Consider the following 22,829-nt stretch of genomic DNA (forward strand, 5'->3'; position numbering starts at 1 on the left):
GGAATGAAAAAAATATCACTAATAGTCCCAGTTTATAATGTTGAGGATTTTGTGGCTCGATGTCTTAATAGTCTTCTAGAACAAAATATGTCTTATGAAGATTATGAAATTATTATTGTTAATGATGGCTCTACTGACAGTTCATTGGAAATTATACAACCATATTTAGAAAAATATCCTAATTGCAAACTTATTGATAAACCCAATGGAGGTTTGAGTTCTGCGAGAAATGCAGGCCTTAATGTCGCTTTAGGAGAATATATTTGGTTTGTAGATTCTGATGATTTTATAATGCCCAATTTGTTAGATGATTTGTATAAGGAATGTTCTTCAAATGATTTGGATGTTTTATGGATGGAATGGCGTAGGGTTAGTGAATTAGGGATAGAATTACCTCAGTTTTATTGTACGTATAGAAATAAAATATCACATGTAATAAATGGTGTACAATTTATGGAACAAGTTTGTTCTACATATTTATTTGCATGGGCTTTTCTTTACAAGAGATGTTTTTTACAGAAAAATTCCTTTTTATTTATGGAGGGAATACTTTATGAAGATGTGGAATTTAATACACGTGTATTTCCATTGATTAACAGAATTAAAATTTATAGTAGAATCTGCTATAATTATACATGTCGACATGGGTCTATTTTAAACTCTATAAGCGAGAAAAGAATTGAAGATCTTATTTTTGTTTGTTTTCGCGTACATGATATGTTTCTTCAAACTCCATATAAATTTTATAAAAGGATATTATCAGATTCTATAATTAGTATATTTTTATTACTTGAAACATCGAATTCGAGAAAGTTGAAGAATATTTTCTTTGAACAAATGAAAACACGTAATATTAGGACTATAATATATACAGGGACATTGATTAGAAAATTATTGTGTTTTACTTTTAATTTATCTCCTCGTTTGTGCTCACATGTAGTTCACTTTATGCTTGTAATTCGTAAATTTTTAAAAAGATGAATCATATTTATCAATGGAATAAAAAATCGTCTCCATATAATTCTTTAAATATCTATGCTAAATACTTAGGTACTCTAATTGAAAAAATATGGGGAATTGAGTCTACTTATATTTATCCGGATACAGATAATTATATAGATATTATAAAAGAGGCTACTCAAGAAAAATCTACATCTATTATCTTTTGGCATTATGGTGTTTTTGATCCTAACATAAAATATATAGAGGATTATTCCAAAGTTGTGTTTATATACCATAATATAACTCCTGCTAAATATTTTTGGTTGACTAATCCTCTTTCATCGTTACGTGCAATAGGAACATATATCCAACTTTTACTATTACCTCGAAAAGCAAATTGGATTACGGTGAGTGATTTTAATAGAATTTGTTTAAAGCCTTTTGGCTTTAAAAGAATAGAAAGTTGTCCATTGATACCTTACAATGTTAGCGATAGAAAATACTCTAAAAATACGGAGTGTACTCTTTTGTATGTAGGTCGAATAATAGAAAATAAAAATTGTATAAATCTGCTTTTGTATATAAAACGTTTAGCTAAAATGTACAATAAAACAATACGGTTTATTATAGTTGGAGAATGTACGACTAGCAATTTTTATAAAATATATTTTCAAAAAGTATTGGGAGAACTTCAAAAAATAGATAATTTGAAATTAGAATGGATTGCTAATGTTGATACTGAAAAATTACATGAGTTATATCAATCGTGTTGGTTATATGTCTCAACATCATTGCATGAGGGGTTAGGTATGCCGGTTTGTGAAGCCATATTACACGGAACACCTGCAATATATATGGAATGTGGTGGACAAGAAAGTGTTTTAAATTCGTTGGGTATGATTCCATTGGGGAATAGTAATAAATTTGCGGATAAAGTATTAGAATTAATATCTGATGAAAATAAAAGGAATTCTCTGTTAGAGGCTCAGATTAGTGAATTAAAAAAGAAAGATTGGCCTAAATCACGGGCTATTGTTTCTGAAGTATATGGAAAGTATATAATATCAGATTAAGTTTTTAGACGAAAAATCTACTTCTATTTATGCCATGAATGGTATTGATTATAAGTCTATTTTCTTGAAGTTAACTTGTAAACAGTTACTATCTCTTTTGCAATCTCACTCCAGCATTCTTTGTCCAGCATAAAGTAAGGAATACTTTCCGCTTCATCTTCCATCCGCACGAACAAGTGCCGCATAGAGTCCGACGGGGCATATTCGTAAAACTCCAGTTTCTCTACCCGGTATCCTTTTGCACGGACTTGGACAATCACTTTTTGCAGTTCCTTGTCGGACAGGCTTCTGCCTATCTCGTAAAGAGAACGCAAATGATCGCTGTCTCCATAGAGGTGGTCATGAATAGATGGAAATTCTGTAAATTGGCTCATGGTATTCGTTGTTGGGTCACAAAAATAATATAATATTTTAGAACTACAATATTCATGTTATTGAAGTTAAAAAACGTATCCCTGGTGGAGAACCGCCAAGGGTTGGCTGCTTTGCCGGAAGGCAAGCTCCTGATCAATACTATCAACGCCCATTCCTACAACACCGCCCAGAAAGACAGGCTCTTTGCTGAAGCTTTGCAGCAGGGGGATGTGTTAATCCCCGATGGGGTAAGTATCGTCAAGGCGTGCCGTTGGTTGGATGCAAGATCCAAACCCACAGAGCGCATTGCCGGCTGGAATCTGTTCGAGTTCGAGATGAACAAGCTGGACCGGACCGGAGGGAAATGTTTTTTCATGGGCAGCAGTGAAAAAGTATTGGCATTGATAAAGCGGCGTGTAAAGGTGGATTATCCTAACATCGAAGTGGAAACCTATTCGCCACCCTATAAGCCGGAGTTTTCGGAAGAGGACAATCGGGCGATAGTTGAAGCTATCAACAAGGCAAATCCTGATTTGCTCTGGATAGGGATGACTGCCCCCAAGCAGGAGAAATGGGCGTACACGCATTGGCATGAATTAAAAATCCATTGCCATTGCGGAACGATAGGTGCTGTTTTCGATTTCTATGCCGGAACGGTAAAGCGTGCTCCCACCTGGTGGCAGAGACATTCTCTGGAATGGTGCTACCGGTTGTTGAAAGAACCTCGCCGGATGTGGAAACGTTACATTATCGGCAATCTGTTGTTCATGTGGAATATATGTAAGGAGTAGCTTGATGAAAAGAATCTTATTGCTTGTTTTTCTGTGTAGTGTTTCCTTATGGGCCGATGCCCAGGCATTGCTAGGGACTACCGGACTGCTTCATGCTCCCACGGCTGATATGCAGCGTGATAAAACGTTCCTGTTTGGTGGAAACTATTTGAATACTCATCCGTTATCCACCCATTTTCGTAGTAGTGAAGTGGGGTATACCTTCAATTATTACATTAATATTACTATTTTTCCTTGGCTGGAGGTGGCCTATATCTGTACATTGGTACATGCGGATCATGGCTTTACTTATTTCCCGGAACAGTCTTGGGGGAAATTCGCTAATCAGGACCGGGCTTTCAGTGCGCGTCTGCGTCTTTGGAAGGAAGGATGGTGGAAGGAGTGGACACCGCAAATCGTCCTTGGCCTGGACGATCCCACTTCTCATGCCGATCATGGTGGCGGTGAACTGGTGTCTGGCAATACAAGCGGTTCCAATAATTACGCGACACGCTATTATCTGGCTGTAACCAAACATCTGGATTTCCGGAACGTAGGTGAATTGGGTATTCATGCCGCATTTGTATATGGTAATGCCAAAGGTATGGAGCGTTATAAACGTCCTTCATTCGGCACAAACTTCCGTTTTGCTTTTCCCGAAACATCTATAATAAGCAAGGTTGCGAATGGCTTGAACCTGATGGCAGAGTACGATGCAAGAACTTGCAATGTGGGTTTTGAGTACAGCTTTTGGAAAGACTACATCAACGTCGTAGTAGAACTGAACCGTTGCAAATACTTCTCTGGTGGTCTTGTCTTTAAAGTCCATCTGAAATAATAAAAAAGAGCACTTGGTTAGGAAATTTCCGGTTAGATTTTGTTTCTTTAAAGTAGCGTGCCATGAAGCAGCAGTCATTAAAGAAATACCCGATAAGCATACAGACTTTAGAGAAAGTCATAGAGAGAAATTATCTTTATATAGATAAGATGGACTATATTTACTGGATGGTACACGATGCTTCCAATTATTTATCATCGGTTCTGTATTAGATTCAGTGGCGGAACAGTTTACGATATCAAATACAAGCCGCTGATAAAAATTAATTCATAAAGATCGAACATTTACTATAGGCTGTGTGCAATACTGCATGCAGCCTTTCCCTCTTTTGTTGCCGGTGGCGACCGGCATCCGCCTATGTATTGCAAAAACAACAGTCTTCGTGACTACCAGCAGGAAATGAAGTCCCGGCTCTTTAAGGAGTGGGAGTTTCATCAGAGTGTCATGGTGCAAATGCCTACAGGCACAGGAAAGACTCATCTGTTGGCGGCGGTGGTGAGAGAATTCCTCCACCGTTCCGGTACCTGTGTCTGGATAGTGGCGCACCGCAGGGAGCTGGTGCAACAGATAGAGGAAACCGTGGCCCGGTATGGAATGGGAAAAGAACCGGACAAGTCAGGAAAGAACGGAAGGATGAGGAAAAACAGTATGCCGGAAGAATCCGGAACGGTGAAGGTGCTGTCCATCCAGTGGCTGTCACGTAACTGGAAGAATATGGAGGAATCCCCCGGACTGATCGTCATTGACGAGGCGCATCATGCACTGGCGGAGACTTACAAAGAACTTTGGAAGAGATATCCGGAAGCGAGGAAACTGGGCATGACCGCCACACCCTGTCGATTGAATGGTAAAGGCTTCACCGATTTGTTTGATACGCTGATTACCTCGTGGAGCATTGCGGAATTCATTGGAAAAGGTTGGCTGTCGGCTTTCGATTACGTGTCCATCCGTGCGAACAGCAGGGAGCAGCGGATGATAAATTCATTGAAGAAACGTGGGGCGGACGGAGATTATCAGGTGAAGGAAATGAATGAGGTGCTGAACCGCCAGGTCAGCATCCGGCGGTTGTATGAGAGTGTCGAGAAGTATGCCAACGGAAAAAAAGGAATTGTGTATGCTGTCAGTATAGCTCATGCCCGGCAGATAGCCGCCTGCTACAGTGCGCACGGGGTGGAGGCCGTAGCTATCGACAGCAAGACTCCTGCTTCGGAGCGGAGGGAACTGGTGGAGGGATTCAAGCAGGGACGAACCAGGGTGCTGGTCAATGTGGATATCTTTTCCGAGGGTTTTGACTGTCCCGATGTGGAGTTCGTGCAGCTGGCGCGTCCCACACTTTCCTTGGTAAAATATCTGCAACAGGTGGGACGGGGACTGAGGAAATCTGGTGACAAGGAGTCCTGTATGCTGATAGACAATGTGGGCCTGCACCGGATATTCGGTCTGCCCGTCCGTGACCGGGATTGGGAGGCGATGTTCGAGGGACGGATGATGGGCAACGCCCTGTCCCGGGTAAGGACAGAAAACAGGCTGTCCGTGTCCTGTCCGTCCTCGGAGAATGACAAGCGGGATGAAGAGTTGGAAATCGTGATGACACATGGACAGTTGCTGGAGGTTATCAGGAACCGGAACTCGTTTTATTTAGAAGAGGAACAGGCAGAACAGAGGGCACATTCCGTTCTAAAAGCTTTCCATGACCGGCGTAGCGGACTGTGGGGGCTGAAACGTGGAAACAGAATGACGATGATGCCTCAGTATCGGGAAGTGTTCGATATCTGTGGAAACCGGGCGGCAGTTCGTTTGGAAGATGGCCGGGTGAGCGTTGTGGATGACTCCGGAAAGCCGGAGATAATAATAGACCGCGGCCGGAGGTTGAGGTTTATGAAAGGGGAGCTCCTTGGCGTCACGGGTGATGACGGTACTGATTCTTACATCGACCTGAAAACAAGCCGGACTTACCGGGAGAAGCCGGTAGTGTTTTCTTATGGTGGAGAGGACTATGGCAACGTGGAATTGCTGAAGGTGGGGGAAACCTTCCATAGTCGCACGCGGAAGGCTTATGCCTCTACGCAGGGGTTGCATAAGGATAGTCTTTGTTTTTACGGTTTCTACTTGAAGATTCCCGACTATCGTGTTCCGAAAAACTGCAAGTTGGTGGATTCGGTATGGTCTACGGTCTTTGATGTTTTTGCCTGTCTGCTGGAAGGAGATGACGAGGAGGTGTACTGGTGTTGTGGTCACCTGGCGGACCGTAGTATCGTGGTGATGGACGAGAGTGGGAACTATTATCATGCGGAAAAAGGAAAAAAGAAGCGATATATAACCTGTAATGTACCTAAAACCGGAGAGGAGGATTTTGATTCTGTGGTGCAGAGGCTGAAGGAGGAAGCCGGACGGCGCGCGGAGGAAATCATTCGGCGGCAGCAGCGGAATGCGGAGGAAAAAAGACAACGGAGACTGGAGGAGATAAGGGATGTCCAGCCTTTCCGGATGGGGGTGAAGTGGGGGCTGAAATTGGGTGAACGTATCGTAGTGCCTCCCCATTACCGGAACATTTGTCCACCCGTCGGTGGTTATTGCGCCTTTGAGGAAAATGCATACCAATGGGGACTGATGGCCCTGGACGGCAAGGTAGTAGTGGAAGCCAGATACCAGAAGGTGGAGATAGAGGGTGACGGAACGGTGAGACTGACTATTATCCCCGGTAAGGTGAAGACGATAAAACTATGAAGAATCCCGAACTATTTTCTTTCTGTCAATAGATTCCTTTCCTTTTGTTTTCTTGCCAATCTTGCCAAGTTGTTTGTTTAGACATGGTTGATTATAAAAAGAGTATTCTTATAGCGAGAATACTCTTTTTTTATGAGGAATAAATAGGGAATATTTATGAAAACATGTAAGAAAAAGGGGCGTGAAAGGAAATAGTTAGTAATAAAATGCTTGCTATCTTATTATATTTGTTACCTTTGTGGGTCTTATAATATGAAAAACAATGAAAATAACAATTCTACAGAGAAATATAGAATGGGCCAATCCACAGGCTAATGTAGCAAGGGCCGACGAGGCAATAAGCTGTCTGCCGGATTCTGATTTGTTTGTTTTACCCGAAATGTTTTCCACTGGTTTTTGTACGCAACCCGAAGGAATTGCGGAGAGCGCCGACAGCGAAACACTTCACTGGATGAAGCGTAAGGCAGCCGAGCGGAATTGTGCTATTGCAGGCAGTGTGGCGGTATGTGAGAATGGAAATTATTATAATCGTTTTTACTTTGTCCATCCGGATGGAGCCGTGCAGCATTATGATAAGAAGCATTTGTTTACCTTTGGGGGCGAACACAAGCGTTTCACCGCCGGTACGGAGCGTGTGGTGGTGAACTTCCGTGGGGTACGTATCCTGTTGGAAGTATGTTATGACCTTCGCTTCCCTGTTTGGGCACGTAACCTGGGTGATTATGACATGATACTTTATGTGGCAAGCTGGCCTACCCCCCGTGTGGATGCCTGGAGCGCGCTGCTTCGTGCGCGGGCTATTGAAAATCAGTGTTATGTAGCCGGAGTGAACCGCATGGGAGTTGATCCTGCCTGTGAATATTCGGGTGGCAGCGCTATCATCGATCCCTACGGAAAGACGATAGCCGAATGTCCGTGGAGCAGGGAAAGCGCGGTATCGGCTGATATAGATATGGAGGCATTGCAGGCTTTCCGGAAGAAATTCCCGGTATTGGATGATGCAGACCCCTTTACATTGATATGAAACAATTAACAAAATAATAGATAATGGCTGAAAAGAAATTATTGTTGGGCGATGAGGCAATTGCCCTCGGAGCGATACATGCCGGCATATCGGGTGTATATGCCTATCCGGGTACACCGTCCACTGAAATCACGGAGTTTATCCAGAATAATCCTTTAGCAAAGGAAAGAAAACTGCACAGCACTTGGTGTACCAATGAAAAAACGGCCATGGAGGCTGCATTGGGTATGTCATACGCGGGAAAGCGTGCTTTGGTATGTATGAAACATGTAGGTATGAATGTGGCTGCCGATGCGTTTGTCAATTCTGCCATAACCGGCGTGAACGGTGGGCTGGTGGTGCTGGCTGCCGATGATCCTTCCATGCATTCGTCACAGAACGAACAGGATTCACGCTTTTATGGAAAATTTGCTATGATTCCCATGCTGGAACCGTCTTCCCAACAAGAAGCATACGATATGATGGATTACGCATATACACTATCGGAAAAACTGAAGTTGCCGGTGCTGATGCGTGTGGTTACCCGTCTGGCACATTCGCGTGCCGGTGTGGAAGTAGCCGATATCCGTGAGGAAAATCAGTTGAATCCTGATCATGAACGTGCCCACTGGGTATTGCTGCCGGGTAATGCGCGTAAACAATATCTGGATTTAGTGAAAAAGCAGGAAAAACTGGAAGAAGCTTCCTCCAAATCTCCTTATAATTATCTGGAAGGGTTGAATCCCGAATATGATTATGAGTTCGGAGTGATAGCTTGCGGTATCGGTTATAATTATGTGAAAGAGGCAGATACGGATGGTTGCCATATTCCGGTATTGAAAGTTTCGCAGTATCCGTTGCCGGCTGACGAAATCAGGACGATGGCAGACCGTTGCGGATATGTTTTGGTAGTGGAAGATGGCCAGCCGTTTGTGGAAGAGCAGGTAAAAGCGATTCTTTCCTCAGACTATGAGATAAAGGGACGCCTGACCGAAACTTTGCCGCGTACCGGTGAATTGACTCCGGATAATGTGGGCGAGGCAATCGGATGGGGAATCAAACGTCCGTTTGGTAAACCTCAGGTGGTGATGCCGCGTCCGCCTGCATTGTGTCAGGGATGTGGTCATCGGGATGTGTATGATGCATTGAACAAGGTGGCTGCGGAATATCCGGATGCACGCATTTTCGGTGATATCGGTTGCTATACATTAGGTGCGTTGCCCCCGTTTCGTGCTATTGACAGTTGTGTGGATATGGGTGCTTCCATAACCATGGCCAAAGGTGCTTCCGATGCGGGAGTATTTCCGGCCATTGCGGTTATCGGTGACTCTACATTCACTCATTCCGGTATGACCGGTCTGCTGGATGCGGTCAATGACCATGCCAATATCACTGTGGTGATTTCGGATAACCTGACTACTGCCATGACCGGTGGACAGGACTCTGCCGGTACGAACAAATTCGAGGCGATCTGCCTGGGATTAGGGGTAGAACCCGAACATGTGCGTGTGGTGGTTCCATTACCAAAGAATATGGAAGAAATCACCCGTACCATTCGTGAGGAAATAGAATATAAAGGGGTGTCTGTCATTATTCCGCGCAGAGAATGTATCCAGACATTGAATCGTAAACTAAGACAGAAAAAAGCAGATAAGGCATGAGAAAAGATATCATACTTTCGGGCGTAGGAGGACAGGGTATCCTGACTATCGCTACTATTATAGGAGAAGCTGCTACGGCAGAAGGCATCAATTTGAAGCAGGCTGAGGTACACGGTATGAGCCAGCGCGGAGGAGATGTACAGTCCAATCTGCGTCTATCCGACGAAACGATTTATTCGGATCTGATCGCTCAGGGTGAGGCGGATCTGATTATTTCCATGGAACCGATGGAGGCGTTGCGTTATCTGCCTTACTTGCAGGAAGAAGGTTGGGTGATTACTTCTGCTAATCCTTTCAAGAACATTCCCGACTATCCTGAAGAAGTGGATCTGATGAGAACTTTGGAAAGTCTTCCGCATGTGGTGAAGTTGGAAATAGAGGATATGGCAAAAGAAAACAGTATGCCTAAATGCGCGAATGTGATTCTGCTGGGCATGGCTGCGAAGTATATTGAGATCGTATCACCGGAACAGTTGCGTGAAAGCATAGGGCGTGTGTTTGCCACAAAAGGTGAGAAGATTGTTGAAATGAATCAGAAGGCTTTTGATATAGGCTTGAATGCGGTAAAGAACTGGTAATGCCATGAAGATATTTAGTGAAGAATTAGTGGAGAAGGCGGTGAAGGAACTGCACATCGCCAATCTTGCACAGGCTACTATCGGTGATGTGCTGCTGGTAGCCCAGTATCTGGAAAAGGAAACGGGGATTCCTTTTATCCGTATGGATCAGGGATCTCCCGGCCTTGCAGCCAATCAGATCGGGATTGAAGCGGAGAAAGCCGCTTTGGACAGGGGAGTCGGATCGCAATATCCGGCTGCTGCAGGAGTGCCCGAGTTGAAAAAGGAGGCTTCCCGTTTTGTAAAAGCTTTCTTGAATCTGGAAATCTCTCCGCGCGCTTGTGTGCCTACCACCGGGTCGGTGGCGGGTTCATTCGGCTCGTTCATAGCCTGTACGCAGCGTATTCCGGGGAAAGACAAGGTATTGTTCATTGATCCCGGATTTCCCATTCAGAAATCCCAGCTTCGCATTATCGGCGTGGAGTGGGAAGAGTTTGATATCTATCATTATCGTGGACAGGCCTTGCGTGAGAAATTGGAAAGTTTCCTGAGTAAAGGCGATATAGCAGCGATTATCTATTCTAATCCGAATAATCCGGCATGGATTTGTCTGGAAGAGGAGGAACTGCAGATAATCGGTGAACTGGCAACCCGGTATGATGTGATTGTCATGGAAGATCTGGCTTATTTCTGCATGGACTTCCGTCGGGATATGGGGCATCCTTTCGAACCGCCTTATCCGCCCACTGTGGCAAGATATACGGATAATTATATTCTGATGCTTTCTTCTTCCAAGATATTCAGTTATGCCGGACAGCGTATGGCATTGGCATGTATCAGCGACAAACTGTTCGACCGCCAGTTCCCTGCATTAGCAGAACGGTATAAAGATGCAGGGGTATTCGGTCCTACGCTGATTGCTTCCATTCTTTATATGATTACTTCGGGATGTACGGCTTCCACTCAGTATGCATACGCTGAAATGCTTCGTCTGTCCACCGAAGGTAAAATCAATTTTGTGGAAGATACCCGCGAATATGCCCGTCGTGCGGAACGCATGAAGAAAATATTTACCGACAATGGTTTCCATATCGTATATGATTATGATGCTACCCAGGTGGTGGGAGATGGTTTCTTCTTTACCATAGGTTACGGAAATATGACAGGGGGTGAATTGCTCCGGGAGTTATTGTATTATGGGGTAAGCAGCATCTCGCTTTCTACTACCGGTAGCGAGCAGGAAGGTGTCCGCGCCTGTACTTCCAGAATGCGTGAGGAACTTTATCCGGTGATGGAAGAACGCATGAGAGCTTTTCATGAAGATCATTGAAAATAATGTGCTAATAGGATAATGTGCCGATTGTCATATGGTGTGTTTGTGCACCAGTACATTGGCTAATTAGCACATTGAAAAATTATTTATTATGATTTGGAACAAAAATAAAGAGTGCATGAGCCGGGACGAAATGAGCGCTCTGCAGGGAAAACGCCTGAACAAGTTGGTGAACCTGGTTTATCATAATGTCCCTTTTTATCGTAACAAGATGCAGGAGATGGATTTATCTCCGGATGATATTCAGACTATTGAAGACATTGTAAAACTTCCTTTTACTACCAAACAGGATTTACGTGATAATTATCCTTATGGACTTCAGGCTGCTCCTGCTTCGGAAATTGTACGTGTACACGCTTCTTCGGGCACAACCGGGAATCCTACCATTGTGGGATATACACGTCGTGACTTGTCCGTATGGTCCGAAGTAATGTCGCGTTGTCTTTCGGCCTATGGGGTTACTCGTAATGATACTTTTTCTGTCAGTTATGGTTATGGATTATTCACTGGTGGGCTGGGTGCACATTATGGTGTGGAGAATCTGGGGGCGACTGTTATCCCGGCTTCTACCGGAAATACGGAAAAGCATGTTCGTCTGATTCGTGACTTGGGTATAACCGGTATTGCCTGTACTCCTTCTTATGCTCTTTATTTAGCAGAAGTGGTGGAACGTATGGGGCTTACCAAGAAAGATATCGGCCTCCGTATAGGAGCCTTTGGAGCCGAGCCATGGACGGAGAGTATGCGTAAGGAAATAGAAGAGCGGCTGGGCTTGAAAGGCTACAATATTTATGGATTGAGTGAAATTATGGGCCCTGGTGTTTCTTATGAATGCCAGGAACAACATGGTTCGCATATCAATGAGGATCATTTTTATCCTGAAATCATTAACCCTGAAACGCTGGAACGTCTTCCGAATGGAGAAGTGGGAGAATTGGTGTTTACTACTCTGACCAAGGAAGGTATGCCGTTATTGCGCTATCGTACGAAGGACTTGACTTCCCTGATGGAGGGTGAATGTCCGTGTGGAAGAACCAATATTCGTATGTCGGGTATTGTAGGCCGTAGTGACGATATGCTTATTATCCGTGGCATCAATGTATTCCCGTCTCAGGTGGAAAGTGTTATTCTGGATATGCCGCAGTTTGAACCTCAGTATATGCTGGTGGTGGATAGGAAGAATAATCTTGACTCTTTGCAGGTACAAGTGGAAGTCCGTAAAGACTTCTTCTCGGACGATATGGGACGTATGCTGGCTATGAAGAAAGCGCTGAGTGACAAATTGAAGAGCGTTCTTTCTATCAGTGCTGAAGTGAAGCTGATGGAGCCTAACAGTATTGCCCGTAGTGAAGGCAAGAGTAAACGTGTGATAGACAACCGAATTTTAAAATGAAAAAGTACGCAATATGACAATTAAGCAATTATCTGTTTTCCTGGAAAACAAGACCGGAAGGATAAATGACGTAACCAAGACATTGGCAAAGTATGATATCAATATGCATGCGTTCAGCATGGCGGAATCTACTGATTTTGGTATTCTTCGTTTGATTGTATCGGATGTGGAAAAAGCGGTGGAAGTACTTCGTGCCGAGAATTTTGCCGTGATGCTGACCGATGTGGTATGTATCAGTTGCCCGAATGTGGCTGGTTCTTTGGCTAAAGTTTTGGACTATCTGGCAGCAGAGAATATCTTTATTGAATATATGTATGCTTTTGCTCAGGGAGATACGGCACATGTGGTTATCCGTCCGTCTAATGTGGAGCGATGCATGGAAATCTTGAACAAACTCAATTGTAATGTTTTGACTAAAAATAGTTTGTGATTTCTTTGACATATTCATTCATTTTGTAGTAATGGAAATCCGGATAAGTATTAAAAAATAGTTTATCAGAATCTTTTTTAAAGTTAGAAAGCCGCCTCCTCTGAAGCGGCTTTCTGCTTTTCTATTAGAACAAACTCCAAGCAACTGTCAGTCCGGCCATTACAATGGCAACCATACTCATCAGTTTAATCAAAATGTTCAAACTGGGACCGGATGTATCTTTAAACGGGTCACCTACCGTGTCACCGGTAACCGTTGCTTTGTGAACTTCACTTCCTTTACCGCCGAAATTGCCTTCTTCTACATATTTCTTGGCGTTATCCCATGCGCCTCCTGCATTGGCCATGAAAATGGCAAGCACGAAACCGGAGGACAACCCACCAATCAGCAGACCGATGACTCCGGGAACTCCAAACACTAATCCTGTAGCAACCGGAGCGATGATAGCCAATAGAGACGGGAATACCATTTCACGTTGTGCTCCTTTGGTGGAGATTTGTACACAACGGGCATAGTCGGGTTCGGCTTCTCCAGTCAGAATTCCTTTTATTTCACGGAACTGGCGGCGTACTTCCTCTACCATGTGGGCTGCTGCACGACCCACTGCATTCATGGTCAGACCGCAGAACAGGAATGCCATCATACTGCCCAAAAACATGCCGCTTAGCACTTTAGGGTTCATCAGGGTTACATCGTAATAAAGCATGTAGTCAGTGAAACTGGCGTTATGAACATCTACGGTAATGCCGTTTGGTAATTCCAGAATGGTCTGCCCCAACCGGGTTAATCCGATACGGATTTCTTCTACATAGGATGCTAACAGAGCCAATCCGGTCAGAGCGGCAGAGCCGATAGCAAAACCTTTGCCGGTGGCAGCAGTTGTGTTACCCAACGAGTCGAGTGCGTCAGTGCGCCTGCGTACTTCTTTACCTAATCCGCTCATTTCGGCATTACCGCCGGCATTGTCTGCAATTGGTCCGTAAGCATCGGTAGCCAGGGTAATTCCCAATGTTGAGAGCATACCTACGGCAGCAATACCAATACCGTAAAGCCCCATGGAAATATTGGCGAAATCAAATCCGGAAGCAAGCCAATAGGATAAGATGATGCCTACTACTACTGCCAGTACCGGGATAGTGGTGGAAACCATACCTAGTCCGATACCGGAAATGATAACAGTGGCCGGACCTGTCTTTCCACTTTCGGCCAATCGTTGTGTAGGTTTATAAGATTGAGAAGTATAGTATTCGGTAGAGCGGCCGATAACAATCCCTACTATTAATCCCACTACCACAGCAAAAGAGATGTTTACCCAGTTTTCCAGTCCCAAGGCCCAAAGGATAAGGAAAGTGGCAACAACAATCAGCACAGAACTTAAGTTGGTTCCTGTAGCTAATGAACCGAGTAGCTCTTTCATTCCTGCATCTTCTTTGGTACGGACAGCGAAAATACCGATGATGGAGAGTAAAATACCTACAGCTGCAATCAGCATAGGCGCAATGACCGCTTTAAATTGCATTACAGTATCATCCGAACCAATGAAGGCAGCTGCGCCCAAAGCGGCGGTAGCCAGGATAGAACCGCAATAAGACTCGTAGAGGTCGGCGCCCATTCCGGCTACGTCACCTACATTGTCACCCACATTATCGGCAATGGTGGCAGGATTACGGGGATCATCTTCCGGAATTCCGGCTTCCACTTTACCTACCAGGTCAGCACCCACATCGGCTGCCTTGGTATAGATTCCACCTCCTACACGGGCGAAAAGCGCTTGCGTGCTGGCTCCCATCCCAAAAGTAAGCATGGTAGTGGTGATGACACATAATTTGGCGGAAGGATTCAAGGTATCTGACGGAATACAATAATCCAATAATATATACCAGAAGGAAATATCGAGCAGACCTAATCCGACAACGACCAATCCCATAACAGCTCCGCTACGGAAAGCCACGCGCAGTCCTTTGTTCAGAGAGTGCTGGGCTGCATTGGCGGTACGTGCTGAAGCATAGGTGGCCGTTTTCATTCCCAAAAAACCGGAAAGTCCCGAGAAGAAACCGCCGGTAAGAAAAGCAATGGGCACCCACGGATTTTGTAAGTTGAAGCCGTATGCCATGATAGAAAATAGAATAACTAATCCCAGAAATACCAGCCCTACCACTTTGTATTGTTGTTTCAGATAGGACATGGCGCCCTGGCGCACATAAGAAGCGATTTTTTCCATTGTCGGAGTTCCTTCGCTTTCAAGCATCATTTGTTTGTAGAAATACCATGCGAGTGCCAATGCCAAGAGGGAGGCAATGGGCACAATCCAGAAGAGATACGTTTCCATACGCAGTATTGATTTAAAAGTTGGTTTTGCCCAAAGATAGAAAAAATAAATGATATTCAATAGGATAGGCAATATTTTTATCAATTAATATTTGCGGTACTTTTCTAATTAAGTTTAGGGGAAAATAAATATCAATATCTGTACCTTGGAACACATAGACCTGTTTCTGTGTTTCATCAAAACACGATGAAAGATAAATAAGACTTTAAAAAACGATTTCACCACAGATTGCACATGATCTGTGGTGAATTTGATACATTACCCTTTTATTTGCTATACAGCTTGTCTATCAAATCAGCGCGTCCTATTTTACGCAATTCGTTGATGATGGCACGCCGTTCTTCGGGTTTATACCAAAAAAAGAACATCCGTTGAGCCAGTTTCTCTTTTTGTGATTTGGCAGAGAAAACCGGTTGTAACGTATATGGATGATAACCTGTGTACCAGGCTTCAGTAGCTACAGTCATTGGGGTAGGGGTGAAATCCTGCACCTGTTCCAGATGGAAATCCAATTTCTTGGTGATCACTGCCAGTTCTGCCATATCTTCTTCCGTACATCCTGGATGGCTGCTTATAAAATAAGGTATAATCTGCTGTCGCATATTCAATTCCTTATTTATTTTGTCGAAAGTCTTTTTGAAGTCATAAAATTGCGAAAACGAAGGTTTCCTCATGATTTGCAGCACTGAGTCGCTGGTGTGTTCCGGAGCCACTTTCAAACGCCCGCTGACATGATTGGCTATCAGTTCGCGGGTATATTCAGCCGTACTGCGGTTTACTGCCGGATCCTTACTCTGATATTGTAACAGGTCATAGCGTACACCGCTTCCGATAAAGCTTTTCTTGATACCGGGAAGTGCGTCTACCGAATGGTAAATATCCAATAAAGGACGGTGATCCGTGTTCAAATTGGGACATACTTTGGGATGGATACATGACGGGCGTTTGCAGCGGCGGCATATTTTCTCTTCTTTACCGCGCATAGCGTACATGTTGGCGCTAGGCCCTCCCAAGTCGCTCAGATAGCCTTTGAAGTCTGGCATTTCTGTTATGGCTTTCACCTCTTTCAAGATACTTTCCTTGCTTCGGCTTACAATGAATTTTCCCTGATGGGCGGAAATGGTACAGAAGGCACATCCTCCAAAACAACCACGGTGCAGATTAACTGAGAATTTAATCATATCAAACGCCGGGATACGTTTTCCCTTATACTTGGGATGAGGCATACGCGTATACGGCAAATCAAAAGAACGATCCAGCTCTCCTTGTGTCATTGGAGGATAAGGCGGATTGACTACTACCGTTTTGTTACCTACATCTTGCAAGATGCGGGAGGCTTCGTATTTATTGCTTTCCTCTTCAATGAAGCGGAAGTTTTCGGCTTGTTTCTTTTTATCTTTCAGGCATGTTTCATGAGAATGAAGCACGATATCGGGCTTTTCCTGAGTGTCATCAGACGGACACATGGGTTCTCCCTTACGGGTTATGTAGGCTGTTTGCAAAATATCATGTGGAATCGGAAGACTTTCTGCAGGAGCGGATTCATGGGGCTGTCCGATGGCGTCCGCCAATGTCTTCATTCTCTTGCAAAGTTCCGTAATCGGCTTCTCGCCCATTCCATAGATCAATAAATCGGCTCCTGAATCTATCAGGATTGATTTACGCAGACAGTCTTGCCAATAGTCGTAATGACTGACACGACGCAAAGATGCTTCTATACCTCCCAAAATGACAGGTACATCGGGATAGATTTTTTTTAAAATCTGTGTATAAACGATGCTGGGGTATTCGGGACGCATGTCGTGGCGGCCGTCGGGAGTATAAGCATCCTCGCTGCGCAAACGCTTGTTGGCAGTGTATTTGTTTACCATGCTGTCCATGCATCCGGCGGACACACCGAAAAAGAGGCGTGGACGTCCCAGCTTCTTAAAGTCGCGCAGGTCGTCACGCCAGTTAGGTTGAGGCACAATAGCTACTTTTAAGCCTTGTGCCTCTAATAATCTTCCAATCACTGCCGGACCGAATGAAGGATGATCTACATAGGCGTCACCGCTGAACAAGATAACGTCCAGTTCTTTCCACCCACGCATTTCCACTTCTTTCTTGGTTGTCGGCAACCAGTCTGTAAGTTTGTATTCTTTCAATGATACGTATTGTTTTTTATTTTGCTACAGAGATAAGTTAGTTATATCTCTTCTTCATCCTTATTTTTCTCCTTCTCCCATTGGATATAAAGCAGAATAAGTTGATGAAGTCCGAAAGCTTTCATGTTATTATGATAAATTACATCAATGCAAAGGTCAAGCAGTTCTTTATTATTTCCTTCCTCACTGGTTATCAGTGAGCGGATATTCAGCTTCAGTTTGTCCAGTACCGACTCGTCCACGATACCGTTACTATCTATTAGATGCTGAAATAAAGCATATTTCTCAATAGTTTGCAGGTTCTCTTCTGAGATTTCCATGCTACGTGTGCCAGAGGCGTTAGTCTGTATAGTGTACATAGTCGTTTAATTTTAATGGTTTATACGGACAAAGTTAGGCGTTTTTATGAAATAACCTCTTATTTGTTCTTTTATTTTCGTTTAAAAATATCACTTGCTGCCGAAGAAGCCCAGAATAGCACTCATTACCCGTGCTCTTTCCTTCACTCCTTGAATGCTTTCAAAAGGGAAGCCTAGAACGAAGGTACGATAAGTACCTTTGTAGGCAATGCCGGCACTATAATTTCCCGGATTGTAAACGAAAGCAGAGTAAGCCGGAGCCACCGGAGTCAGACAGTCGGGAGCGGGTACGGCATAGGTTTGTTCATTGATGGTACGGGGGATATTGAAACGGGTGCCGGCTCCGTATATTTCTCCCGAAGTGGAGTTGAGCATACTGCCTCCGAAACTATATTTCAATATGTTTTCGGTGAAGTTCAGTGCTGTGGGACTGTTCATGTTACTTCCTATATATGAACCGCTGAGTATCAGGTTGCCGCCTTTTTGGCAGTAGGAGGTGATCAGCTGCTGTAGGGTGTTGGAGAAGGGACGTCTGTCGGCTCCGAATATCAGGTCTGCAATGGGGTAATCTGCCAGCCGGACAAAACCATTTTCAACGGCTTCATCACTACACGACACAAAAGAGTACCCTCCGGTTGCCTGGATAGCTTTACCATGAATGAACGGATAGTCGAAAGTATTTCCGGCTATCAACCTTCCTTCCAGCTCGCTGCCGCTATACCCCAGCCCGTCTTTGGTTTCCCGCCCTATGCGGCTACGGTCGAAGCTTTGTTGCGTTCCGCAGAAGGCGGGCGTATTTATATAAGGTATCCCCGGATCCGTATTCAAATCAAAGCCTTGCAAGAAAGGAGATTCTACGGTAGCAGGTCCGCTCAGACGGTCGAATCCATTGACTATCAAGATTGTTCCTTTGCTTTTCTTTGCCTGATAGGCTGACAGGATTTCGGAAGGAAAACTTTCTCCCCCCTTGTTGACTGCGGTAACTTTAAAACTATATACCAGTCCCGGTTCGGCTTCGAAGATATATTCAGTACCGCGTACTAACGTTCCATTATCAAATCCACCATGTCCCAGGCGGGTGTAGACGATGTATTGTTGTGCTTTGGCAGTCGGTTCCAACGGATCGTCTACCGCTTGCCAAGTTAGTCGGAAGGTGTTTTTTCTGCTTCCGGGATGAATGGCAAAATTACTTACCGGTAAAGGTTGGACTACATAATCCGTTCCATGCATGGTACTCAGATATTTTAGTACAGATTTGTAAACAGAACGCCCTACGGTAAACTTGAAACGCGGATCGTGTCCTAGTTTCAAATCGGCAAAGTTCTGATGGGAGAGGAGTTCCAGAATCATCGAGGGAACGGCAGGCAGACGAGTTTCGCTGTAATTGCGGTTCCACAGGCTGCGACGTTGCCACCGGATACCGAATTGGGCGGAGATATCCCGTTGCAGGCCGGTCAAGACCATATCTGCCAAATCACGGGAAGCATAACGGGAGATGCCGGCATTCAGTTCACCGTTATTATAATCGGTGGTATAAATACCCAGCGTGCCTACTAAATCATCTTCTTTGGAAAAACCTGCATCGCTGTGCACTCCCAAGGTCATTTCAAAAGGAACGCCCAATCCCTTCTCCTTTGGATTGTACACAGAATTTCCGCTGAGATAATTGATTATCCGGCTGCGGGCGTTTATATCGTCGGTATAGTCATTCTTACTTTCACTGGGACTGTAAACCGGATAGGGAAAGCCCGACCATTGTGCGGCGTAGCGTGCCCCTTCCAGGTAGCGGGGCAGGCCGCTGGTTTTTCCACCGCGCAATATGTTTCCCATTCCTCCGCCAAAACGGACAGCATCGGCGCATACCACTCCTTTTTGTCTACTCTCATTACTTAATACCACCATGCCGTAATCGTTGGTCCCTTTATCAAACTCGAAAGTGCCCAGGTAAACCCAGGTGCCTCCCCCTATTTGTTGATTGACTAGAAATTCAGTGACACCCCCTTTATGGAAAACCAGATATTTGGCGTCACTCACACTTCCGGGTAAAGTCTGATAAGTCACATAGACGGCATATTTTCCTGTTTCGGGAATACGGGGAATCCATTGTGCAAAGGCTTTTTCCGGTTTTTTCTCGGTGGAGGCAAAGCGGGCTGTACCTTCTTCAAAAGGATTTTGTCCGTCCCTGTAAATCAACCGTTTTTGAGCGAATGCCGGGGTGGGGGCGGTTTTCCATTTACCTTTCCGGCTTTTTATCTCCTGATAGATGCAACCTTGGGGATGAATGTCATTATCCACAATCACTTCATTGCGCTGCCAGTCACGTTCACGGGGAGTATACACTATGGCTCCTGCATTTTCCAGCATGGGTATAATATAAGGTATGACGAATGATTGGGTGAACAAATCCTCTGTGGTACAGAACAAGCGTGGACGTTGCCATTCCCAACATCCTTTGTCATTCTTATAATATTTTCCGTGGCTTTGCCAAAGGGCGATGTGTCTGCCTTCTAATCCTTTGCTGGCAGTAAAGGGGCGGGAATTATTTTTTACCCATGGATTACCTTTATAATCTGTCCGTTGCCATAAGCGGCTTTTGTCCTGTTTCTTTCTCAGATAGTTGGGAACCAGGTCTTCGATGGATTTTCCATCGGCATAAATGGTTATATCGTAATAATTTACAGGGCCGGGTAAGCTTTGTTTGAGTAACCGGTAGATGGCTTCCGTGTTTTCGGGTGTGAACGGTTGGTAGCCGAAGCTGGAACTGGCATATACGTCCAGTTTCTTTTGGTTATGATTGACTTCATAACGGCCTAACTTGCACTTGCCTATGTTGGCGTAAGATGTTTCATATTGGGTGAAGAAATCTTTTAGACGTTGTTCCACATTAGCGTCTAACCCTTGTGCCAAAGTGTGCGATATTCCTACCATCACCAGCAGGAAGGACAAAAATATCTTTTTCATGTTGTTTTCTTCTTTATTTATGGTTGCGAAGTTAGGAATTTTTGTTAGTTTTGTCATTCTAACTAACCTATAATGAACCTAAATGAAACGAATTATCTTTAATTTCTGCTTCGTATGGCTCGCTGTTTCCGCTTTTGCCGGAAGTAAAGTAGTCGAAATGCGAAATTATGGTCTGGTACCGGACACACACGAGAATCTTTCAGCTAAATTGCAGAAGGCGTTACAAGACATCAAGACTCAAGTCGCTTCCGGCGATAAGGTCACCCTGCTTTTTGAATCCGGACGTTACGATTTCCACCCTGAAGGGGCGGCTGTCCGTGAGTATTATATTTCCAACCATGACCAGGATAATCCGAAAACGGTAGGTTTTCCTCTGGAGGATTGGAAGGGGCTGACCGTGGACGGACAAGGTGCCGATTTTATCTTTCATGGCCGTATGCTTCCACTTTCTCTGCTTCGTTCAGAGGATTGTACTTTACGTAATTTCAGCATAGATTTTGAAACTCCCCACATTACTCAGGTCAAGGTGTTGAAAAGTGGAGAGGAAGGAATTACTTTTGAACCTGCCGCATGGGTGAAATGCCGCATTAATGAGAAAGGCTTCTTTGAATCATACGGCGAAGGCTGGTCCAGTGCTCCCCAGGGAGGGATTGCTTTTGAAGAAAAGACAAAGCGTCTGGTATACCGCACTAGTGACTTATGGTGTCCTATGGAAGGGGTGAAAGAAGTTTCTCCACGTGTCTACCATGCTCCTCAGTGGAAAGACGCCCGGTTGATACCGGGGACAGTGGTTGCACTTCGTACTTATTATCGTCCTGCTCCGGGTATATTCTTGTCCGGTGACAAAAATACTTGTTTGCAGAATGTGAAAGTGCATTATGCAGAAGGCATGGGATTATTGGCTCAGTTATGTGAAAATATCACGTTGGATGAATTCAGCGTTTGTCTTCGTGGCGATAAGGATCCTCGTTATTTTACCACGCAGGCGGATGCTACTCATTTCTCCAGTTGCAGAGGCAAGATTGATTCCCGAAACGGGCTGTATGAAGGAATGATGGATGATGCGATTAATGTACACGGCACTTATTTGAAAATCAAGCAACGCCTTGATGACCATACAGTGATTGCTCAATACATGCATCCGCAAGCATACGGGTTCGAGTGGGGAGTGAACGGAGATGAGGTGCAATTTGTACGTTCCGTCACCATGGAACTGGCCGGTGGAAAAAACCGGGTGAAAGAAATCCTGCCTAACGATAAAGATACGGTGAAAGGTGCGAAAGAATACCGCATTATTTTTACGGAACCTTTGGATGCGGAGATTACGGATAAAGAAGGCTTTGGTATTGAAAACCTGTCTTGGTGTCCGGAAGTTTATTTTGCGGATAATGTCATTCGTAATAATCGCGCACGGGGTACTTTATTCAGCACTCCTTTGAAAACGGTAGTAGAGCGTAACCTGTTTGACCATACTTCGGGGACGGCTATTCTGCTTTGTGGTGATTGCAATGGTTGGTTTGAAACGGGAGCTTGCCGGAACGTGCTGATTCGTAACAATCGTTTTATCAATGCATTGACTAATATGTTCCAATTTACGGAAGCTGTTATCTCTATTTATCCTGAGATTCCCGATTTGGAGCATCAGAAGAAATATTTCCATGGTGGAAAAGGAGAAAAAGGAGTGGTGATTGAAGACAACTATTTTGAAACCTTTGACCGCCCCGTTCTTTTTGCAAAATCCATTGACGGATTGGTCTTTAAAAACAATGTGATCCGCCAGAATACAGATTATCCGGCTTTCCATCATAATAAGACTCGTTTCCACTTGCTTCACACCCGGAATGTGAAGATAGAGAAGAATAATTTTGAGGATGGGGATGAGAGCGTGGTAAGAGAATAGATACAATGACACTGATTATGCGGATTTTGTTTTAATCCGTATAATCAGTGTTCCC

The 22,829-nt window shown here is 44.4% G+C and carries 18 protein-coding genes; 13 read left to right on the top strand and 5 right to left on the bottom strand.

The window, feature by feature from the left end; all coding sequences use genetic code 11:
• Window positions 1-3 precede the first annotated feature (3 nt).
• Together GKD17_RS04760 and GKD17_RS04765 are read left to right on the top strand one after the other, a co-directional pair.
• A complete protein-coding gene (locus GKD17_RS04760) occupies window positions 4-981 on the top strand; it encodes a glycosyltransferase (RefSeq protein WP_007837093.1) in 978 nt (325 codons plus the stop codon).
• The gene (locus GKD17_RS04765) at window positions 978-2,015 is read left to right on the top strand and encodes a glycosyltransferase family 4 protein (protein WP_007837094.1); all 1,038 of its coding nucleotides are present in this window, start codon (window positions 978-980) and stop codon (window positions 2,013-2,015) included. The genes GKD17_RS04760 and GKD17_RS04765 overlap by 4 nt, the downstream gene beginning before the upstream one ends.
• A 56-nt stretch (window positions 2,016-2,071) precedes the next feature.
• On the opposite strand, the gene GKD17_RS04770 is transcribed toward GKD17_RS04765, so the two are convergent.
• The gene (locus GKD17_RS04770) at window positions 2,072-2,389 is read right to left on the bottom strand and encodes a hypothetical protein (protein WP_007837095.1); all 318 of its coding nucleotides are present in this window, start codon (window positions 2,387-2,389) and stop codon (window positions 2,072-2,074) included.
• A 54-nt stretch (window positions 2,390-2,443) separates the two neighbouring features.
• On the opposite strand from GKD17_RS04770, the gene GKD17_RS04775 reads away from it, so the two are divergent.
• From GKD17_RS04775 to GKD17_RS04815, 10 genes are all read left to right on the top strand, one after another.
• Entirely contained in the window at window positions 2,444-3,160 is a 717-nt protein-coding gene (locus GKD17_RS04775) for a WecB/TagA/CpsF family glycosyltransferase (protein WP_007837096.1), read from the top strand.
• 4 nt (window positions 3,161-3,164) lie between these two features.
• Complete coding sequence (locus GKD17_RS04780; RefSeq protein WP_007837097.1) at window positions 3,165-3,977, top strand: YjbH domain-containing protein; 813 nt, start codon at window positions 3,165-3,167, stop codon at window positions 3,975-3,977.
• 62 nt (window positions 3,978-4,039) lie between these two features.
• Complete coding sequence (locus GKD17_RS23155) at window positions 4,040-4,189, top strand: AAA family ATPase (RefSeq protein ID WP_007837098.1); 150 nt, start codon at window positions 4,040-4,042, stop codon at window positions 4,187-4,189.
• A gap of 145 nt (window positions 4,190-4,334) precedes the next feature.
• Window positions 4,335-6,704 (top strand): DEAD/DEAH box helicase, encoded by a 2,370-nt coding sequence (locus GKD17_RS04785; RefSeq protein ID WP_007837102.1) that lies wholly within the window; start codon window positions 4,335-4,337, stop codon window positions 6,702-6,704.
• A gap of 262 nt (window positions 6,705-6,966) precedes the next feature.
• A complete protein-coding gene (locus GKD17_RS04790; protein WP_007837103.1) occupies window positions 6,967-7,728 on the top strand; it encodes an amidohydrolase in 762 nt (253 codons plus the stop codon).
• A 23-nt stretch (window positions 7,729-7,751) separates the two neighbouring features.
• Window positions 7,752-9,368, top strand: a complete 1,617-nt coding sequence (locus GKD17_RS04795; RefSeq protein WP_007837104.1) for a thiamine pyrophosphate-dependent enzyme — start codon at window positions 7,752-7,754, stop codon at window positions 9,366-9,368.
• Window positions 9,365-9,946: an indolepyruvate oxidoreductase subunit beta gene (locus GKD17_RS04800; RefSeq protein WP_007837105.1), complete on the top strand. Its 582-nt coding sequence runs from the start codon at window positions 9,365-9,367 to the stop codon at window positions 9,944-9,946. The genes GKD17_RS04795 and GKD17_RS04800 overlap by 4 nt, the downstream gene beginning before the upstream one ends.
• 4 nt (window positions 9,947-9,950) lie before the next feature.
• Window positions 9,951-11,255 carry an aminotransferase class I/II-fold pyridoxal phosphate-dependent enzyme gene (locus GKD17_RS04805; protein ID WP_007837106.1) on the top strand — a complete coding sequence of 435 codons (1,305 nt, stop codon included), beginning with the start codon at window positions 9,951-9,953 and terminating at the stop codon, window positions 11,253-11,255.
• Between the two features lie 94 nt (window positions 11,256-11,349).
• A complete protein-coding gene (locus GKD17_RS04810) occupies window positions 11,350-12,651 on the top strand; it encodes a phenylacetate--CoA ligase family protein (RefSeq protein ID WP_007837108.1) in 1,302 nt (433 codons plus the stop codon).
• A 13-nt stretch (window positions 12,652-12,664) separates the two neighbouring features.
• Window positions 12,665-13,081 (top strand): ACT domain-containing protein, encoded by a 417-nt coding sequence (locus GKD17_RS04815; protein WP_007837110.1) that lies wholly within the window; start codon window positions 12,665-12,667, stop codon window positions 13,079-13,081.
• Between the two features lie 124 nt (window positions 13,082-13,205).
• Here the strand turns inward: GKD17_RS04815 and GKD17_RS04820 are convergent, their stop codons facing one another.
• From GKD17_RS04820 to GKD17_RS04835, 4 genes are all read right to left on the bottom strand, one after another.
• Window positions 13,206-15,410, bottom strand: a complete 2,205-nt coding sequence (locus GKD17_RS04820; protein WP_007837111.1) for a sodium-translocating pyrophosphatase — start codon at window positions 15,408-15,410, stop codon at window positions 13,206-13,208.
• A gap of 266 nt (window positions 15,411-15,676) precedes the next feature.
• On the bottom strand, window positions 15,677-17,554 hold the full coding sequence (locus tag GKD17_RS04825; RefSeq protein WP_007837113.1) for a YgiQ family radical SAM protein: 1,878 nt from the start codon (window positions 17,552-17,554) through the stop codon (window positions 15,677-15,679).
• A 41-nt stretch (window positions 17,555-17,595) separates the two neighbouring features.
• Window positions 17,596-17,913 (bottom strand): hypothetical protein, encoded by a 318-nt coding sequence (locus GKD17_RS04830; RefSeq protein ID WP_007837119.1) that lies wholly within the window; start codon window positions 17,911-17,913, stop codon window positions 17,596-17,598.
• Between the two features lie 90 nt (window positions 17,914-18,003).
• Window positions 18,004-20,874 (bottom strand): golvesin C-terminal-like domain-containing protein, encoded by a 2,871-nt coding sequence (locus GKD17_RS04835; RefSeq protein ID WP_032936469.1) that lies wholly within the window; start codon window positions 20,872-20,874, stop codon window positions 18,004-18,006.
• Between the two features lie 82 nt (window positions 20,875-20,956).
• On the opposite strand from GKD17_RS04835, the gene glaB reads away from it, so the two are divergent.
• The gene (glaB, locus tag GKD17_RS04840) at window positions 20,957-22,774 is read left to right on the top strand and encodes an alpha-1,3-galactosidase (RefSeq protein WP_007837126.1); all 1,818 of its coding nucleotides are present in this window, start codon (window positions 20,957-20,959) and stop codon (window positions 22,772-22,774) included.
• Window positions 22,775-22,829: the final 55 nt, after the last annotated feature.

Origin of the sequence: Phocaeicola dorei, assembly GCF_013009555.1 — a bacterium.
Classification (GTDB): Bacteria; Bacteroidota; Bacteroidia; order Bacteroidales; family Bacteroidaceae; genus Phocaeicola; species Phocaeicola dorei.

What these genes read in the sequence shown, in the direction of transcription:
- GKD17_RS04760 (WP_007837093.1), top strand. Translation starts at nt 4, where the DNA reads ATGAAAAAAATATCACTAATAGTCCCAGTTTATAATGTTGAGGATTTT.
- GKD17_RS04765 (WP_007837094.1), top strand. Translation starts at nt 978, where the DNA reads ATGAATCATATTTATCAATGGAATAAAAAATCGTCTCCATATAATTCT.
- GKD17_RS04770 (WP_007837095.1), bottom strand. Translation starts at nt 2,389, where the DNA reads ATGAGCCAATTTACAGAATTTCCATCTATTCATGACCACCTCTATGGA.
- GKD17_RS04775 (WP_007837096.1), top strand. Translation starts at nt 2,444, where the DNA reads ATGTTATTGAAGTTAAAAAACGTATCCCTGGTGGAGAACCGCCAAGGG.
- GKD17_RS04780 (WP_007837097.1), top strand. Translation starts at nt 3,165, where the DNA reads ATGAAAAGAATCTTATTGCTTGTTTTTCTGTGTAGTGTTTCCTTATGG.
- GKD17_RS23155 (WP_007837098.1), top strand. Translation starts at nt 4,040, where the DNA reads ATGAAGCAGCAGTCATTAAAGAAATACCCGATAAGCATACAGACTTTA.
- GKD17_RS04785 (WP_007837102.1), top strand. Translation starts at nt 4,335, where the DNA reads ATGTATTGCAAAAACAACAGTCTTCGTGACTACCAGCAGGAAATGAAG.
- GKD17_RS04790 (WP_007837103.1), top strand. Translation starts at nt 6,967, where the DNA reads ATGAAAATAACAATTCTACAGAGAAATATAGAATGGGCCAATCCACAG.
- GKD17_RS04795 (WP_007837104.1), top strand. Translation starts at nt 7,752, where the DNA reads ATGGCTGAAAAGAAATTATTGTTGGGCGATGAGGCAATTGCCCTCGGA.
- GKD17_RS04800 (WP_007837105.1), top strand. Translation starts at nt 9,365, where the DNA reads ATGAGAAAAGATATCATACTTTCGGGCGTAGGAGGACAGGGTATCCTG.
- GKD17_RS04805 (WP_007837106.1), top strand. Translation starts at nt 9,951, where the DNA reads ATGAAGATATTTAGTGAAGAATTAGTGGAGAAGGCGGTGAAGGAACTG.
- GKD17_RS04810 (WP_007837108.1), top strand. Translation starts at nt 11,350, where the DNA reads ATGATTTGGAACAAAAATAAAGAGTGCATGAGCCGGGACGAAATGAGC.
- GKD17_RS04815 (WP_007837110.1), top strand. Translation starts at nt 12,665, where the DNA reads ATGACAATTAAGCAATTATCTGTTTTCCTGGAAAACAAGACCGGAAGG.
- GKD17_RS04820 (WP_007837111.1), bottom strand. Translation starts at nt 15,410, where the DNA reads ATGGAAACGTATCTCTTCTGGATTGTGCCCATTGCCTCCCTCTTGGCA.
- GKD17_RS04830 (WP_007837119.1), bottom strand. Translation starts at nt 17,913, where the DNA reads ATGTACACTATACAGACTAACGCCTCTGGCACACGTAGCATGGAAATC.
- GKD17_RS04835 (WP_032936469.1), bottom strand. Translation starts at nt 20,874, where the DNA reads ATGAAAAAGATATTTTTGTCCTTCCTGCTGGTGATGGTAGGAATATCG.
- glaB (WP_007837126.1), top strand. Translation starts at nt 20,957, where the DNA reads ATGAAACGAATTATCTTTAATTTCTGCTTCGTATGGCTCGCTGTTTCC.